Genomic DNA, 14,741 nt, shown 5'->3' with positions numbered 1-14,741 from the left:
TCTTGCCTGTTCTTGAGAATGGTTCAAGATGTAAGGTGGTATCGATCGCACTCGCGCCAGAGTGCAGCAGCCCGATACAAATCCTGAAATTTATTGCAGGGACAATCGCCCGACTGCTTCACCCCTACAAGTATCTAAAATAGTTTCCTTGTTCCCGATCGCATTTGAGACAAGCATAATAATTAATCCGTGTATCCGTGTTAATCCGTGTCGTGCATTCCTTCTTCCTATGACTTATGTTCCCGAAAATGCTTTGATCGTGCAAAGCGATCGATCGATCTTACTAGAAGTTCACGCCCCCACAGCACAACAGGCGCGAGAAGCGATCGCCCCCTTTGCCGAATTAATCAAAAGTCCCGAACACATCCACACCTATCGCATCACGCCCCTCAGCGTGTGGAATGCGCGGGCGGCGGGAATGCCAGTGGAAGAGGCGATCTCCGCTTTGCGAAAGTATGCCAAATATCCCATTCCTGAGTCCGTAGCGCAGGAAATTGAACTGTTGGGGGCGCGGTATGGATTAACTGTAATTGAAAGAATCGATGCGGCTAGCCCCGATTTACAACTGCGAATTGCCGATTTGCCCCTAGCGGAATTGCTGGTACGGGACGATCGCGTTAAACCAATGTTGGGCAAGCGCATCTCGGATCTTTGCTTTCAAGTCGATGCCGGGAATCGCGGCGTACTCAAGCAAGCTTTACTAGCGGTGGGCTATCCGGCAGAAGATTTGGCTGGATATGTTGAGGGTGCCGAATTAGGGATTTCTTTGCGCGATCGTACTTTAGGGGACTTGCCCTTTAACTTGCGTGCTTATCAACAAGAAGCAGCAGAGGCATTCTATCAGGAGGGGCAGGTAAAAGGTGGAAGTGGGACGATCGTCCTACCGTGCGGGGCTGGTAAAACCATAGTCGGGATGTTAGCGATGAGTTTGGTAAAGCAAAAGACACTCATCCTCACCAGCAGTTTGACTTCTGTGCACCAGTGGCGCAGGGAAATATTAGACAAAACGAGTTTAACTGAGGATGCGATCGCTGAGTACAGCAGTGTCACCAAACAGACGGCTGCTGTCACCCTATCGACTTACCAAATGCTAAGTTATCGATCGAATAAAGATGATGAATTCCCGCATTTCGAGTTGTTTAACGCCCAATCGTGGGGACTAATTATTTATGATGAAGTGCATCTATTACCTGCACCGATATTTCGGATCACCGCTGAATTACAAGCACGACGCAGGTTAGGTTTAACTGCGACATTGATTCGCGAAGACGGGAAAGAAGGCGATGTATTCACATTGATTGGGCCCAAGCGCTATGACGTACCTTGGCGCGAATTGGAAGGACAGGGATTTATTGCCACTGCCAATTGTACGGAAATCCGCGTCGCCCAAAATGAGGCGGAAAAAATGGAATATGCCCTAGCGCCCCGCCGCAGCCAGTTTCGGATTGCTGCGGAAAATCCGGGTAAGTTGGATGTGGTGCAAGGTTTGTTGCAAAAAGAAGCGGGACACCGTATTTTAATTATTGGTGAGTATCTCGAACAGTTGGATGCGATCGCCAAAATTACCGAATTGCCTCTGATTACGGGGAAGACAAAACAGGCAGAGCGCGATCGGTTATACGAAGCATTCCGTCACAAAGAGATTCCCGGATTAATTCTATCTCGCGTGGGCAATTTTGCCGTCGATTTACCCGATGCCGATGTGTTGATTCAAGTATCGGGAAAGTATGGTTCTCGCCAAGAAGAAGCGCAGCGCCTCGGACGAATTCTCCGTCCCAAAGCCGACGGACACAATGCCAGCTTTTATACATTAGTATCGCTACAAACTTGCGAGGAAGATTTTGCCCGACACCGCCAACTATTCCTCACCGAACAGGGCTACAACTATCGCATAGAAGTTCAAGGCAATGGTTAGTTAGCGATCGATAAATTCTTGGTAAAACTGCTCATGCAAACCTAAGAAATTATCCATCCCCTTCTTTGTCAGATACCCGCTCTTCTTACCAGTGTGCGGGTTTTCGACGTAGCTATAAATTACTTTTGAAACATTAGGATTCTCGCGCCAGCTAATGTTGAACGCTGCATACTTTGGGAAAAAGGTCATTTCTGCATAAGCATCAATGTGGTCATGTATCCACCATGCCAATGCTGTCCAATCTTGAGTGCGATCGTAGTAAGGAATGAATGATGTAACAACAATACATACTGTTGCTCCCATATACCCATCTGAATCTTTTACATCCCAGATATGTTCTGCATAGTTGGACTCATTACTGGCACAGTTGTACTGATTTTTATTCTCTGCTCCTTTGGCGTTCACTGCAGAAGAACGATAGGCTGAGCGGATACTAATCCGACCAAGCGCATCTTGAATTGGTTCAAGCACCCTCTCACACAAATTCTTTCCTGCTGCGATCGCCAAGTCAGGATCGCTAGGAATGTTAGGGATACCTTCAATTTGAGAGATTTCTGAATAAAGAAACTCACGCATGAAAAAACTCTTAGACAGTTGAACCCGTCCTAGCTCTTCCAAAGCTTTAACAGTTTGTGGCTTTCTCATAGAATGAACTCCAGCAATTAGAGGTGAATAGCTTAATGTTAAACACTGGCCGATAATTTAGAAGCATTGTTTCAGCCAAAAGCAACGTTCCGGTTGAGTGGCTAGAAATAACTTTTGCATCACCACCAATATCTTTCGGTAGTCCGCTCCAACCGGGTTGTTAGACCGCGGCGATCGCCACTTGACGCTGTTATTGTCCGCGTCCTGGTTTGCAATCTGCAAAACCTAATGCCTCCGTGTCAAGGAAACTAGCGATCGCCATCTCAATGACTGCTTCGATTGGGTATTCAATTTCAGCAGCACGAGCAATTAGGGCAGCACGAATTCGTTCAGGAAAACGTCCTAAAATAACTTCGGCATCAGCGAGGGAAAGTTGCTCTTGAAGTTTGGCTTGCATGGCATTTACATCTCAGTTGGAATTTGGACGTTGTAAGGGGGTTCAGTAGCTCTTAGAATGATGGCTTCTAGCTCCAATAGTAACGCAGGGTTCTGCCAGTGAGAAATTGTCTGTACTGCAATCCGTATGTCTTCATCGCTATATTTATCGAGCCATGCCCACAAAAAAGCTTTGTGCCCACCACTGAAGCGACCTCGTAAGCTCTTGGTTTTACCGATGTAGAGCAATCCATCAGTTCTGTGCCTGATTGCATAAATGCCAGGACGCGCAGGAATGCTCTCAAACCCACGGGTCAAGGGTTGACATTGCTCAAAAGGAATGAAAGCAATCGCGTCTAGAATTCTTCGCGCTTGGATTTGTATGTCAGAATCATTCGTTGGCATGAAGGCAAGAAGGCTGATTGCACAGAAATCATAATCCCACAAATTCTGTTACAACCATCATCAACTAGGGATGGTTTCCTGCGCGATCGGTTATACGAAGCATTCCGTCACAAAGAGATTCCCGGATTAATTCTATCTCGCGTGGGCAATTTTGCCGTCGATTTACCCGATGCCGATGTGTTGATTCAAGTATCGGGAAAGTATGGTTCTCGCCAAGAAGAAGCGCAGCGCCTCGGACGAATTCTCCGTCCCAAAGCCGACGGACACAATGCCAGCTTTTATACATTAGTATCGCTACAAACTTGCGAGGAAGATTTTGCCCGACACCGCCAACTGTTTCTAACTGAACAGGGCTACAACTATCGCATAGAGGTTCAAAAAGATAAAAGACAAAAAGACGGCGCACGATCGGCATCACCATCGAACGAGATGGTAAATTAATTTTGGCAACTCCCCCAGAAGTGCCAATAGAAATATTAGAAAAAGTTGTCAACGATAAGCGTTTATGGATTTACAGCAAGCTGATCGAGAAAGAACCCCTCAATCCTCCCACTGCTGCTAAAGAATATGTATCAGGCGAAGGATTTTACTATCTGGGACGCAGGTATCGCCTCAAACTGGTGGATGGAGTCAAGGGAAAGCCACCCTTGAGATTCTATCAAAGTCGCTTTGAATTGCAGCGGGAAGCTCAGACGCAGGGGAGAGAAGCGTTTATTAGATGGTATTGCGATCGCCTTTCCTCGATTTTAGATACACAAATTGCTGTTGTTGTCGATCGCCTCGAAGCTTCTCCCGTTCGGTGCAAGTGCGAGATTTAGGCTATCGCTGGGGTTCCTGCGGGCACAAGGGAGATTTATATTTTCAGTGGCGAGTGGCGATGCTACCGCGAACCATGATAGAGTATGTGGTGGCTCACGAGTGGGTGCATTTGATTGAACCGAACCATAATCATGCGTTCTCGATAGGGTCGAGCAAATTGTGAGTGATTGGTGCGATCGTAAGCAGTGGTTAGCCCAGAATGGGGCAAGCTATGACCTTTAGGGATGGGTAAGAAGTGGCTGCGATCGCTTTCATAATTATTGGGCTGTAGAAACTTGAAAACTCTCGCTATACCTTTATTCACCTGTGATATCAAATCCGTTTGATGGCACACACAATAGAAATGCTCCAGCTAACGCCCATCTTGGATTATCGCATTTTCATAGTGCTGCCTATTAACCGAATTTGATATGACACATTACTGGAGGGTGAGACAAGTTTGAATCGAAGTAAATACTGGACGCTAGCATAATTGAAAAGTTATGATTCAACTGAAAATATCATTTTCTAGGAGCAAATTTAAATAGATGCCTACAGATACTAATAATTCAGAAAAAAATAGTGTACATCTAGAAATAATTCAAGGGTTAAAAGTTCAACCCGAATACTTGTTTATATTTGGAATCCTTTTAATTTTTGCAACAGGATCGGTTTTAGTTGGAATAACTTCAAGCAGTCCAAGCGTTCAATTACTTACATTTGCAGTATTCTTTATCTCTTTGACGGCTTCAATAACTGTTATATGGCTTGTTATAAACAGTAAAAAAGATATTCGTCAACTTAGATTAACTGAAGAAATATTGAGATTGAATGAAAAAGTTGATCGTCTTTCAAATGAAATTGAATCCGCTTGCAAATTAATTAATATAGTGCATTATGGCTCACTGATATTTCCTCCTGAGCAGCTATACAGTATTTGGAAAAAATTAATGTATGACTTAGATAATAAGTTCTATGCTTTTAGCTATATTAATCCAGAAGAATGGACACAAGAATATGCTAGAAGATTGCTGTCTCCACTCAAAAGCAAAATTGATACTGACCATGCTGATGTAAATCGGATATTTGTAATTGATGAATTGAGTGAATTGCAAAAATTAAGTGAGGTCATTGAATATCATCGCAGGTATGGAATAAATGTTTCATATGTTGAGGCTAAGCAACTGCATGAATCACTTCCTCCGATTTGTGAAAAACCTCTTAATTTCGGGTTCATACTTATTGATGATATGCGTTTAGCTATATTCCGCCTTGACGAGAATCGTAAACTCAAGCAGATTGAAGTTGTTTCGGATAAAGAAATATTTAAAAAATATCAAAAGATTTATGAGCGTACTCGATATATAGCAAAACCTTTACATTCTTCAACTTCAATAATTTAATTTCATAGCATCCCACCGTCTAACAACGCTGCTGCAACGGAACGAATTTAAGTTGTTGTTAGGAGGGAGCATCCCAATTTTGCAACTTGCCCCAAAAATTAACGGCAGAATGAGTCTTTCAGAGAGTGGTAGGAATGTTTTTGCACATTTGGGATGCTCCCAAAAAGATGTTTAGTCGGCGTTGCATCATAGACCTCTGACAATATGACTACTAACCCAAAACGAAGACAGGTTTGGCTGGTACAACTTGATCCAACCCGAGAACAAGAAATTTAGAAAACACGTCCTGCGGTTGTGAGTAGTTCGGAAATGTTTAGTTTTATCCCCATACGGATTATAATTCCTGTCGCTACATGGCAACCTAAATTTCAAAATCGCCCTTTCATGATTCTGATTCAGCGAACTGAATAAAACTGTTTAGACGCCGACTCAGCAGGCTATGTTTTGCAAGTTCGGAGTGTAACTACTGAGCGATTTGTCAGATGTATCGGCAAAGTTTCTGAAACGGTTGTGCAAGAATTAGTAATAGGCTTAATTATCTGTGTTTATTATCGCCCATAAAATCAGGAATGTCGATCGCCCGAATTAGCTTTCTGAACATAAAACACACAAGAGGCTAGTCAGTAGGTTGGCTTGCACTTGATTCAGGTCAACAGTGGCAAACCATCATCTAGTGGCGTTTCCTCCCTCAACCCAAACCTACCAAACTTACCAAACTATCAGCCGACTTCCCGCATCAAAATTTACTATCCCGCAGGGTGTTGATTTATTCCCACCGATCTGATTTCTTTGTGACACAATAGATTTTAGTATGAATCTATGTGAGGATTGTTCATGGCTCGTTTTAATCAAATCCTTGTCCTTAGCGCCATCAGCCTTCTAGCTTTGGCTGGTTGCGACAGCGCTAAAGAAGCTTCCACCCCCCCAACTTCACCCACCCCGGTTCCTGCTGCTACTGCTGTAAAAACTGAGAAACCAGCATCCCAGGGAAACTATGCAGAATTGAGTGGTGTGGTTTCCAGTACCAAAGCAGCAGTTGAGGCTGGAAACTTTGCCAAAGCCAAAACCGAATTTGACAAATTCGAGGATGCCTGGAAGAAAGTTGAAGACGGTATCAAAGCTAAAGATCGTAAAAGCTACGATGCAGTTGAAGAGACTACAGACAAAGTAATGGCCGACCTCAAAAAGTCTCAGCCAAGTAAAGACCAAGTGCTGACTCAATTGCAGTCGCTGGAAAAGACTATCAGTAGCATTCCTAAGTCCTAAATTTCAGTGGTGAGTGCTTGATTCTAAAGTCTCCGACGCAGAAACCGAGTTTTTTAACTCCGGTAATTCGTTCCAACCTTGAATAAAAGTTAAAATAGCCGGTCTCTCTGCGTCGGACTGCGTAAGTCCTGTGAGAGTTATGCGATCGCAGTTACTCAGAAACAAGCACTCAACACTCCCTCCTTATATAACCTCAGTATTCCCAAACTTTCAACCACTATGAAGAGAGCATTTCGCAAATACCACCGCATTCTAGGCCTTATTGTTGCTTTGCCGATCGCGCTGACTGTCTTGACTGGAATGGTCATAACCATTCTCCGAGAGTGGCCACTGGGTATAGAAATTTCATCGAGATTTTTATTGAAAATTCATACAGGTGAAATCTTTCACCTGCAAGCCATTTACCCGATCTTGAACGGATTGGGAATGCTCGGCTTGCTCGTGACTGGTTTAAGTATGTCGGGTGTGTTTGGCCGGAAAAAGCAGCCCACCTCCAACGATTAAAACCACAGAGGTGAGGAACTTGGGTCGGTTATATTGTTGGACTGGCTAAAATCAGAAACGCTCTCACCTTTGAGAGGCGTGATAAAATATGTAGGTAACGCAGAAATATAACAAAGCTGAAGGGTAAAAAACCCATGAAACCAACTATTAATAATATCGAAAAAAGCGTGTCAGAAAAACTGCGACTTCTGCCGAGAGAAAAACAAGAAGAAGTGCTCGATTTTGTGCAATTCCTCTTGTACAAAGCACAACCGACAAAGCAGTTTAGCATAAGTTCAAAATCTAGCACTTCGCCAACAGAAACACTGCCTATCAGGCGCTGGCTACTCAAATTACTACAGACAAAGCCGTTGAGCGTAAGTTCAGAATCTAGCACTTCGCCAACAGAAACATCGCCTCTCAAGCGCTCGCTACTAGACGGCGAAGACTATTTAATTGACCCAGCTATTACTCGCAGCCATGATGCTTTTTTGAAAGGTTACGCACCCGAAGACGAAGGACTTTATGACGACTATTGAACCAGGTGATTTTTGGGTGGCAAATATTCCTTTTACAAACGGGATCGACTCTAAAAAACGCCCCATACTTTTGCTGTGGTTGGATGGCGAGGATGTGGTAGCAGCCGCCGTCACTTCTGCCAAACCCCGCAGCCAAACTGATGTATTTCTTAATGATTGGTCTGCCAGCGGTTTGCGCGTTGCTTCAACAGTACGCTTGTCTAGATTAGATTGTCTGGAAAAGTCTTTGTTGCTAGCGAAAATCGGGCAAATTTCTCAACCGGATGCAGCAGAAGTGAAACGAGTCTGGGATTTGTACGTTAAGCCTCAATTCTAATGATAGTTCGATCGCCCTCAACTCCCCAACTCCCCTCAACTGGGCCCTCCCATCCCCCAACCCCGCACAATACTTAATAAAAACTTTACAAAACTTACCCGATCGCCCAACATGGGTTAGAGTTATCCTAGAAAATCCAGCAATCCTGCAAAGCGTCAACCTTCTCATCACTTATCCAGTGGTTCGATGACTCAAACCCAAAGCACTAAAACCGCCACCCCAACTGCAATTTATTCCTTGACAATTGCTCCCGCCTGTGTATTGCGAGGTCGATCGGCGATCGCACAAGCCGGAGATGCGATCGCCCGTTTCGGAAAGCGGCCGCTAATCGTCGGCGGCAGCAACTCCCTCGCCGCCGCCCAACCCTACCTGCAACCAATCCTCGAACAGCAGCAGTTAAAATCCGCCGAAACAGGATACGGCAAGGATTGCAGCGAAACCAGCCTCGAAACCCTCCGCGAAGCAGCCCAAACCCATCAAGCCGACTTCATCATCGGTGTCGGCGGCGGCAAAGCCTTAGACGCAGCAAAACTCGTCGCCCATCAATGCAAAATCCCGATCGTCACAATACCCACATCAGCAGCCACCTGTGCCGCTTGGACAGCCCTTTCTAACATTTATTCAGAACAAGGTGCATTCCAATACGATGTCACATTAGCCAGATGTCCCGACTTATTAATACTCGACTACGGCTTAATTCAAACCGCACCGCAGCGGACATTAGTAGCAGGAATTGGAGATGCGATCGCCAAATGGTACGAAGCATCAGTCAGCAGCGGACACTCCGAACAAACCCTGATTATTTCCGCCGTCCAACAAGCTAGAATACTACGCGATATTTTATTCCAAAAATCAGCCGCCGCCCTCAAAGAACCCGGTAGCGAAACCTGGCAAGAAGTCACAGATGCCGCCGTATTGCTAGCAGGAGTAATCGGCGGAATTGGCGGCGCCCAATGTCGCACCGTCGCCGCCCACGCCGTCCACAACGGCTTAACTCATCTATTAGCAAGTCACGGCACATTGCACGGCGAAAAAGTCGCCTACGGCATTTTAGTACAACTGCGACTAGAAGAAATGCTGCAAAACAATCAACTCGCCGCTAGCGCCAGACAGCAACTGCTAAAATTCTACGCCGAGATTGGATTACCCCAAACTTTAGACAACCTGGGACTCGGAGACATTACCCTCACAGAATTGCAGCGCGCCGCCGACATAGCCTGCAATCCTAATTCCGACATCCACCGACTGCCTTTTAAAGTTGTTCCCCAACAATTAATGGCAGCGATGGTTTCTACCACCGCACCTGTGGGAGAATTAAAGATTAAGAATTAAAACAGTTTGTAGTAAGGACTAAAGTCCTGAAAAGGCTGTGCTAGCAAGGACGAAAGTCCTTACTACAAACCAGGAAAACTGACAACTGACAAAAAATAAATGACCTTGGATTGGATTACCCCTGCTGACAGGTTGCAAAAACTACCGCCCTACGTATTTGCCCGTCTCGACGAACTCAAAGCCCGCGCCCGCGAACAAGGACTCGATTTAATAGACTTAGGAATGGGAAACCCCGACGGTGCCACTCCTCAACCAGTAGTAGAAGCGGCTGTCGCAGCCATCCAAAATTCTGCCAATCACGGCTATCCACCCTTTGAAGGAACTGCCAGTTTCCGCCGTACTATTACTAAATGGTACAGCCGTCGCTACAACGTTGAACTCGATCCAGAAAGCGAAGCATTGCCTTTGTTGGGTTCTAAAGAAGGTTTAGCACATTTTGCGATCGCCTACATCAATCCAGGGGACTTAATATTAGTACCAAGTCCTGCTTATCCCGTATTATTTCGCGGCCCAATCATCGCCGGTGCCAAAGTTCACAACATCATCCTCAAACCCGAAAATGACTGGGTAATTGACTTAGCCGACATTCCCGACAGTGTAGCCGAACAAGCCAAAATCCTCTATTTCAATTATCCCAGCAATCCGACTGGAGCAACTGCACCCCGCGAATTTTACAAAGATATTGTGGCTTTCGCACACAAACATCAAATCTTGCTGGTTCACGACTTGTGTTATGCGGAATTAGCCTTTGACGGCTATCAACCGACAAGTTTATTAGAAATTCCCGGCGGTAAAGAAATCGGCGTCGAATTTCATACTATGTCCAAAACCTACAATATGGCCGGCTGGCGCGTCGGTTTTGTAGTAGGAAATAGCAAAATTATTCAAGGTTTGCGGACATTAAAAACTAACCTAGATTACGGTATATTTTCCGCTTTGCAAACAGCAGCAGAAACAGCACTGCAATTGCCGGATAGTTACTTGCACGAAGTGCAGAATCGTTACAGGACTCGCCGGGATTTTATGGTTGAAGGATTGGCAGAATTAGGGTGGAATATTCCTAAACCTCTGGCTGCAATGTATCTTTGGGTTCCCTGCACTCCGGGCATGAGTTCGACTGATTTTGCCCTCAATGTTTTGCAGCAAACTGGTGTTGTGGTGACTCCTGGCAATGCTTTTGGGCCGGGTGGCGAAGGCTATGTGAGAATTAGTTTAATTGCAGATTGCGATCGACTGGGAGAAGCATTGCGGCGTTTGAAACAAGCAAACATTCGCTATCAATAGTCATTGGTTATTGGTTATTGGCGATCGGTCGCTCACTCTGCATCAACTCATTATTATGTTGAAGGTGACACCCATTATCCCCTAAACATAATAATGAGATTAACAAGCTCAGGCGCATATAAATTGTACAGTCAAGTTTGATGAAATTATTGTGGGGTGTCCCGCCCGCCCGAAAAATATAACGCAAGATGCGGGAGATATTAGTGCGTAGGGTGCCCCGAAGCAGAAAGAAAAACCTGTTGAAATCGAAATAATCAATCTCCGATGCACCCTACAAGTTGATTTAAGAGTGACTCTTTATTTTGTGGCAAGGTTTAAAACATCCGTGGATGTACGAGGTGCGATGCCGTGTCTCCTTAGTTATACTTAACAAAGATCATTAAGAAAGCATTTTTGCTATGCCCCTAATTGAATCTAAGTTAAACAACACGCGCAACCTTTTACAAGAATTAGGCCACTCAGTCTCTAGCTTAGTCAACTCGTCCCCGGATGTTTTTGCTGATCCGGGGATTCAATCTTGCCTACAGGATTTTTTAACTGTTTATCAAGAAGCCGTCCAACGCCTAGAAAATCCTAGTTTTCGGATTGCTACTCTGGGCACAACTTCCTCTGGAAAGTCAACGATTGTTAACGCGCTGATTGGTCGAAAAATTGCGCCTATTGAAGCCGGAGAAATGAGTGGGGGTGTATTAACCATCAAACATTCTCAAGAACAGAGATTAATGATTGCCGAAACGGAAGATGCTGCTTGGGAGGCTGGTGAATGGGCAGGCTTAAGTGATGAGGATGTATACCAGCGGATTCGCACTGTGATGCACTCCTATCACGCGGCGCGGAAAAAGCGTGAGTATGTTGCGCCACAAATAACCGCTCATGTTCCTCTTTTACCTGCTTGTGATGCTTCTTTACTGGGTTTACCCAACGGAATCGGAGTTGAATTGATTGATTTACCGGGATTGAAATCTGTTCAAGACCGGGCTAACTTAGCCACTATCCAAAAGCAAGTTAATAAAGCTTTTAGTTTAGTGGCTTTGGACTATATGCAGGTAGATGATGAGCACAGAAAACGCTTATTAGAAGAATTAAAGAAAGTTGTCGAATATCTACAAGGTCGCACAGATTCGATGATTTTTATCTTAAATCGGGTCGATAACCGAGGAACCGAGGATTTACCCCTATCAGAGCGGATTGATAAGTTAAGAGAAGAAATTAAAGATGTCTTATCGCTTCCAGAACTTCCTGATGTTCTGCCTTTTAATGCTCGTCTTTTATATTATGCTCAGTGTGCTTGGGGTTCAGGAGCTTTTAACGAACCGTCAACAGTTGATCGAGCGACAAGAACAAAATTCATAAAAGCACTTTTTGAAGACTGTTTTGGTACAATTCTTCAGTGTAGTGGAAATAATATGGAGTTAGCACAATGGTTTTTTAACCTCAGAATGCAAATCATGTCAGGTCACAATGTTGATGATGAAACCATGCTAAAAATTATCGACTATTCTTTAGAATGGAGTGGAGGTAGAGAACTTTGGGATCGTTTCCGTGTGCGGGTTCAAGAATCATTTGCTGAACTGGTAATACTTCCTGCATTGTTGGAAGTATTCGATAATTACGATGCTTTGGCAAAAGCTCTCGATATTCTGATTCAAAGCAGAAAAATTTACAATCAAGAGCAGGTTGAACAAGAAAAATATAAAATAGCTAAAATTGGTCAAGATTTGCATAAAAATAGTAAGAAAATTGGCAAACAATTTAAGGGCAAAATTGAGGAAATAATAAATCTCTGGAAAAGCAACGATCCTAACGATGATATTAAGAGTAAAAAAGCTGCTGAAAAAAAAGAATTTTATGGTTTTTCTCTGATTAGTAATGCTGTCGCTGAGGTAGAAGGAGACTTAACCAAGGTTCTAATTGTTCCAGTTCGTGATGCTTTTAAAAATAATCAAGGAGCTTTTGAGCTAAGAGATAAACTGCGGGAAGTTATATTCCCTTCATTGGCTGAAGATATTTCTCAAGCCTATGATAATGTTAGTCGTAGACTCAGTACATTTTCTTCTGAGTCAGAAAACTTAGTTAAGCGTGTACGGGCTGATGATGATAAAGGGAAAAAAGAACTTGAACATGATGAGCGCTATGTTCGCCTGCTATATCACAGGATGAGAGAAGCTATATCCGCAAGAGCGGAGTTTTTCTTGCAAGGAAAAGGCCAGCAATTTGAACAAGCATTAGAATCATTAGTTAATGAGCAAGTTAAGAGATTAAAAGTTTGTTTGTCAGACAAAACTTTTTGTTCGATTAATGTTGAACAAGCAGCAATCAGTAATTTACGCAAAAAGTTAGCTCAAAACTCGCCAACTTTACCTGATAAGTTTTTTGAACTTTCCGCTCCTATCAAACAAAATCGCTCCACAAAAAGAGAAGTAGTTGGCAAAAAAACAGAGTATGAAACTCGCACAAAAACAGAATATCAAGACTATACAGAATCTTATCAAGATGGTTCTTGTTTCTCTAGCACAAAAACGAGAACAAAAACACGACCTGTAACCCGTAATTACCAAGAAGCGGTAACTCGGAATATTTACGAAGATATCGAGTATGTGGAACTTTCCCTTCCTTCTCCAGACTTAATGGCAAAACAATGGTTAAGTGGAATTGAAAAAGCAAAAGGAAGTTTGTGGGATATTTTGCTTAAGTGGATTCTCAAACGGTTAGATGATGTTAGCAGTATCTTTGAAGAATCCGTTGATGAGATTACCAATCTAGCTGAACGTGCTTTGCAACAACAATTAACTATCATTGAGGAAAACTTTGAGCAGCAAAAACAGTTCTGGCTTGATTTTGAATTTCAAAAAGATCATGCAACAGCAGTTTGTCAAAATTTAGAAGAAGATTGTCGTCAATCTTAAGTCGGCTGTTGTATAATTTGAGGGAGCATCGTGCTCCCTCTTTAAACAATCTATTTTTTAAGGATTAACAATTATGTTTTCTCAAAAGTTAAACGAAGTAAGAGAACGAATAAGACATGAATTAAGAGGTCGTAATCCAGTTGAGTTATATTTGTATCACTCTACTAGAATTTGGTGCGAAGAGCTTGAGATAAATAAAGATATTGCTGACTCTATTCTGAGAGGTTATTGTCAGCCTGAAATAAAAGACTTAACAAATTATATTTATCAAGAAGGCACAATAGAAAAGGAAAATTGGCTTATACCAAATCGAGATCGATTCTATCAATATATAAACGCGCTTTTTAATCGAATGAACATTAGGAGGGAAAACATGGAATTTATTATACTTATTGCTTTCGCTATTACCGCAATTGGTTACTGGATATATATACTCAATCAACAAAAACAACAAACAACTCGTGGAGAAGAACCCAGACCATATAATCCTAATCCTCTGCCCCCTACTGTTTCTACAGTTCAAACGCCTTCAAGTCCAACTCCTTCAATTCCCAGAATTACTAATCAGTTTTTAATTTTAGTAGTGTCTCATTCACAGGCGGATTTTATTAAATCACTCCAAGCAAAAGGACGAATTGATGATGTTAAGGATGGGGAATCTCTTTATGAAATCACGAAATATTTATGGCTAGGCTCGGAAACTGAATACTCTAAAATAGAACGTAATATCAAGGAGTATGAAGTCCCCAAAGGAGAAGAATCAGAATATGATATTTATCTAGTCTATATAGAGCTAAAGCAAGCTGATGAAGGATTCAATTCAAATGTGGATCAACTGGATAGATATGATGCTTTCCGTAAATTAGCTGATTTATCAGTTAATCTTACAATCTCCCCTAGATTGCAAATGGAAGCCTACGGAAACATTGAAGTTTACAATCGTTAACCAGGAGAAAGTAAAATGCTGATTGATACCACTCTGTTAGTTAACAATCCCGAAATTATCAAGGGTTTACTCGATGGCTCAATGCAACGCCACGGAAGCGTTATTAGATGGGCTGCGGGTACTGCAAA

The 14,741-nt window shown here is 43.2% G+C and carries 15 protein-coding genes and 1 pseudogene; 12 read left to right on the top strand and 4 right to left on the bottom strand.

The window, feature by feature from the left end; all coding sequences use genetic code 11:
- Nucleotides 1–229: 229 nt before the first annotated feature.
- Nucleotides 230–1,915 carry a DNA repair helicase XPB gene (locus QUA00_RS17890; RefSeq protein WP_333410518.1) on the top strand — a complete coding sequence of 562 codons (1,686 nt, stop codon included), beginning with the start codon at nt 230–232 and terminating at the stop codon, nt 1,913–1,915.
- Here the strand turns inward: QUA00_RS17890 and QUA00_RS17885 are convergent, their stop codons facing one another.
- From QUA00_RS17885 to QUA00_RS17875, 3 genes are all read right to left on the bottom strand, one after another.
- Nucleotides 1,916–2,560 (bottom strand): peptidase M15, encoded by a 645-nt coding sequence (locus tag QUA00_RS17885; RefSeq protein ID WP_333104207.1) that lies wholly within the window; start codon nt 2,558–2,560, stop codon nt 1,916–1,918.
- Between the two features lie 190 nt (nt 2,561–2,750).
- Complete coding sequence (locus QUA00_RS17880) at nt 2,751–2,957, bottom strand: hypothetical protein (protein WP_006631417.1); 207 nt, start codon at nt 2,955–2,957, stop codon at nt 2,751–2,753.
- Nucleotides 2,958–2,962: 5 nt separating this feature from the next.
- On the bottom strand, nt 2,963–3,340 hold the full coding sequence (locus QUA00_RS17875) for a GIY-YIG nuclease family protein (RefSeq protein WP_333410516.1): 378 nt from the start codon (nt 3,338–3,340) through the stop codon (nt 2,963–2,965).
- Between QUA00_RS17875 and QUA00_RS17870 the strand changes: the two genes are divergently transcribed.
- Together QUA00_RS17870 and QUA00_RS17865 are read left to right on the top strand one after the other, a co-directional pair.
- Nucleotides 3,308–3,781 (top strand): helicase-related protein, encoded by a 474-nt coding sequence (locus tag QUA00_RS17870; protein WP_333410514.1) that lies wholly within the window; start codon nt 3,308–3,310, stop codon nt 3,779–3,781. The genes QUA00_RS17875 and QUA00_RS17870 overlap by 33 nt on opposite strands.
- A 20-nt stretch (nt 3,782–3,801) precedes the next feature.
- Nucleotides 3,802–4,322: pseudogene (locus QUA00_RS17865) on the top strand (M48 family metallopeptidase).
- Here the strand turns inward: QUA00_RS17865 and QUA00_RS17860 are convergent.
- Nucleotides 4,221–4,463 (bottom strand): hypothetical protein, encoded by a 243-nt coding sequence (locus tag QUA00_RS17860; RefSeq protein WP_333410509.1) that lies wholly within the window; start codon nt 4,461–4,463, stop codon nt 4,221–4,223. The pseudogene QUA00_RS17865 and the gene QUA00_RS17860 overlap by 102 nt on opposite strands.
- Before the next feature lie 223 nt (nt 4,464–4,686).
- Between QUA00_RS17860 and QUA00_RS17855 the strand changes: the two genes are divergently transcribed.
- The 9 genes from QUA00_RS17855 (at nt 4,687) to QUA00_RS17815 (ending at nt 14,613) form a co-directional block, all read left to right on the top strand.
- The gene (locus QUA00_RS17855) at nt 4,687–5,541 is read left to right on the top strand and encodes a hypothetical protein (RefSeq protein WP_333410507.1); all 855 of its coding nucleotides are present in this window, start codon (nt 4,687–4,689) and stop codon (nt 5,539–5,541) included.
- Nucleotides 5,542–6,375: 834 nt separating this feature from the next.
- Nucleotides 6,376–6,807 carry a hypothetical protein gene (locus QUA00_RS17850; RefSeq protein ID WP_333410505.1) on the top strand — a complete coding sequence of 144 codons (432 nt, stop codon included), beginning with the start codon at nt 6,376–6,378 and terminating at the stop codon, nt 6,805–6,807.
- Between the two features lie 219 nt (nt 6,808–7,026).
- Nucleotides 7,027–7,311 carry a peptidase gene (locus QUA00_RS17845; RefSeq protein WP_333410504.1) on the top strand — a complete coding sequence of 95 codons (285 nt, stop codon included), beginning with the start codon at nt 7,027–7,029 and terminating at the stop codon, nt 7,309–7,311.
- A 134-nt stretch (nt 7,312–7,445) separates the two neighbouring features.
- Complete coding sequence (locus QUA00_RS17840) at nt 7,446–7,829, top strand: hypothetical protein (protein ID WP_333104201.1); 384 nt, start codon at nt 7,446–7,448, stop codon at nt 7,827–7,829.
- Nucleotides 7,816–8,145: a type II toxin-antitoxin system PemK/MazF family toxin gene (locus tag QUA00_RS17835; RefSeq protein ID WP_333410502.1), complete on the top strand. Its 330-nt coding sequence runs from the start codon at nt 7,816–7,818 to the stop codon at nt 8,143–8,145. Before QUA00_RS17840 ends, QUA00_RS17835 begins: the two co-directional genes overlap by 14 nt.
- A 186-nt stretch (nt 8,146–8,331) precedes the next feature.
- Complete coding sequence (locus QUA00_RS17830; protein ID WP_333410501.1) at nt 8,332–9,477, top strand: iron-containing alcohol dehydrogenase family protein; 1,146 nt, start codon at nt 8,332–8,334, stop codon at nt 9,475–9,477.
- A 99-nt stretch (nt 9,478–9,576) separates the two neighbouring features.
- Complete coding sequence (locus QUA00_RS17825) at nt 9,577–10,761, top strand: aspartate aminotransferase (protein ID WP_190739684.1); 1,185 nt, start codon at nt 9,577–9,579, stop codon at nt 10,759–10,761.
- Between the two features lie 398 nt (nt 10,762–11,159).
- A complete protein-coding gene (locus tag QUA00_RS17820) occupies nt 11,160–13,667 on the top strand; it encodes a dynamin family protein (protein WP_333410499.1) in 2,508 nt (835 codons plus the stop codon).
- A 73-nt stretch (nt 13,668–13,740) separates the two neighbouring features.
- Nucleotides 13,741–14,613 carry a hypothetical protein gene (locus tag QUA00_RS17815; RefSeq protein ID WP_333410497.1) on the top strand — a complete coding sequence of 291 codons (873 nt, stop codon included), beginning with the start codon at nt 13,741–13,743 and terminating at the stop codon, nt 14,611–14,613.
- Nucleotides 14,614–14,741: the final 128 nt, after the last annotated feature.

This window comes from Microcoleus sp. T2B6 (genome assembly GCF_036700475.1).
In the GTDB taxonomy this organism is placed as follows: domain Bacteria; phylum Cyanobacteriota; class Cyanobacteriia; order Cyanobacteriales; family Microcoleaceae; genus Microcoleus.
The sequence above is the reverse complement of the archived record's forward strand: the minus strand, read 5'-3'. Positions and strand labels throughout refer to the sequence as shown.

What these genes read in the sequence shown, in the direction of transcription:
- QUA00_RS17890 (WP_333410518.1), top strand. Translation starts at nt 230, where the DNA reads ATGACTTATGTTCCCGAAAATGCTTTGATCGTGCAAAGCGATCGATCG.
- QUA00_RS17885 (WP_333104207.1), bottom strand. Translation starts at nt 2,560, where the DNA reads ATGAGAAAGCCACAAACTGTTAAAGCTTTGGAAGAGCTAGGACGGGTT.
- QUA00_RS17880 (WP_006631417.1), bottom strand. Translation starts at nt 2,957, where the DNA reads ATGCAAGCCAAACTTCAAGAGCAACTTTCCCTCGCTGATGCCGAAGTT.
- QUA00_RS17875 (WP_333410516.1), bottom strand. Translation starts at nt 3,340, where the DNA reads ATGCCAACGAATGATTCTGACATACAAATCCAAGCGCGAAGAATTCTA.
- QUA00_RS17855 (WP_333410507.1), top strand. Translation starts at nt 4,687, where the DNA reads ATGCCTACAGATACTAATAATTCAGAAAAAAATAGTGTACATCTAGAA.
- QUA00_RS17850 (WP_333410505.1), top strand. Translation starts at nt 6,376, where the DNA reads ATGGCTCGTTTTAATCAAATCCTTGTCCTTAGCGCCATCAGCCTTCTA.
- QUA00_RS17845 (WP_333410504.1), top strand. Translation starts at nt 7,027, where the DNA reads ATGAAGAGAGCATTTCGCAAATACCACCGCATTCTAGGCCTTATTGTT.
- QUA00_RS17840 (WP_333104201.1), top strand. Translation starts at nt 7,446, where the DNA reads ATGAAACCAACTATTAATAATATCGAAAAAAGCGTGTCAGAAAAACTG.
- QUA00_RS17835 (WP_333410502.1), top strand. Translation starts at nt 7,816, where the DNA reads ATGACGACTATTGAACCAGGTGATTTTTGGGTGGCAAATATTCCTTTT.
- QUA00_RS17830 (WP_333410501.1), top strand. Translation starts at nt 8,332, where the DNA reads ATGACTCAAACCCAAAGCACTAAAACCGCCACCCCAACTGCAATTTAT.
- QUA00_RS17825 (WP_190739684.1), top strand. Translation starts at nt 9,577, where the DNA reads ATGACCTTGGATTGGATTACCCCTGCTGACAGGTTGCAAAAACTACCG.
- QUA00_RS17820 (WP_333410499.1), top strand. Translation starts at nt 11,160, where the DNA reads ATGCCCCTAATTGAATCTAAGTTAAACAACACGCGCAACCTTTTACAA.
- QUA00_RS17815 (WP_333410497.1), top strand. Translation starts at nt 13,741, where the DNA reads ATGTTTTCTCAAAAGTTAAACGAAGTAAGAGAACGAATAAGACATGAA.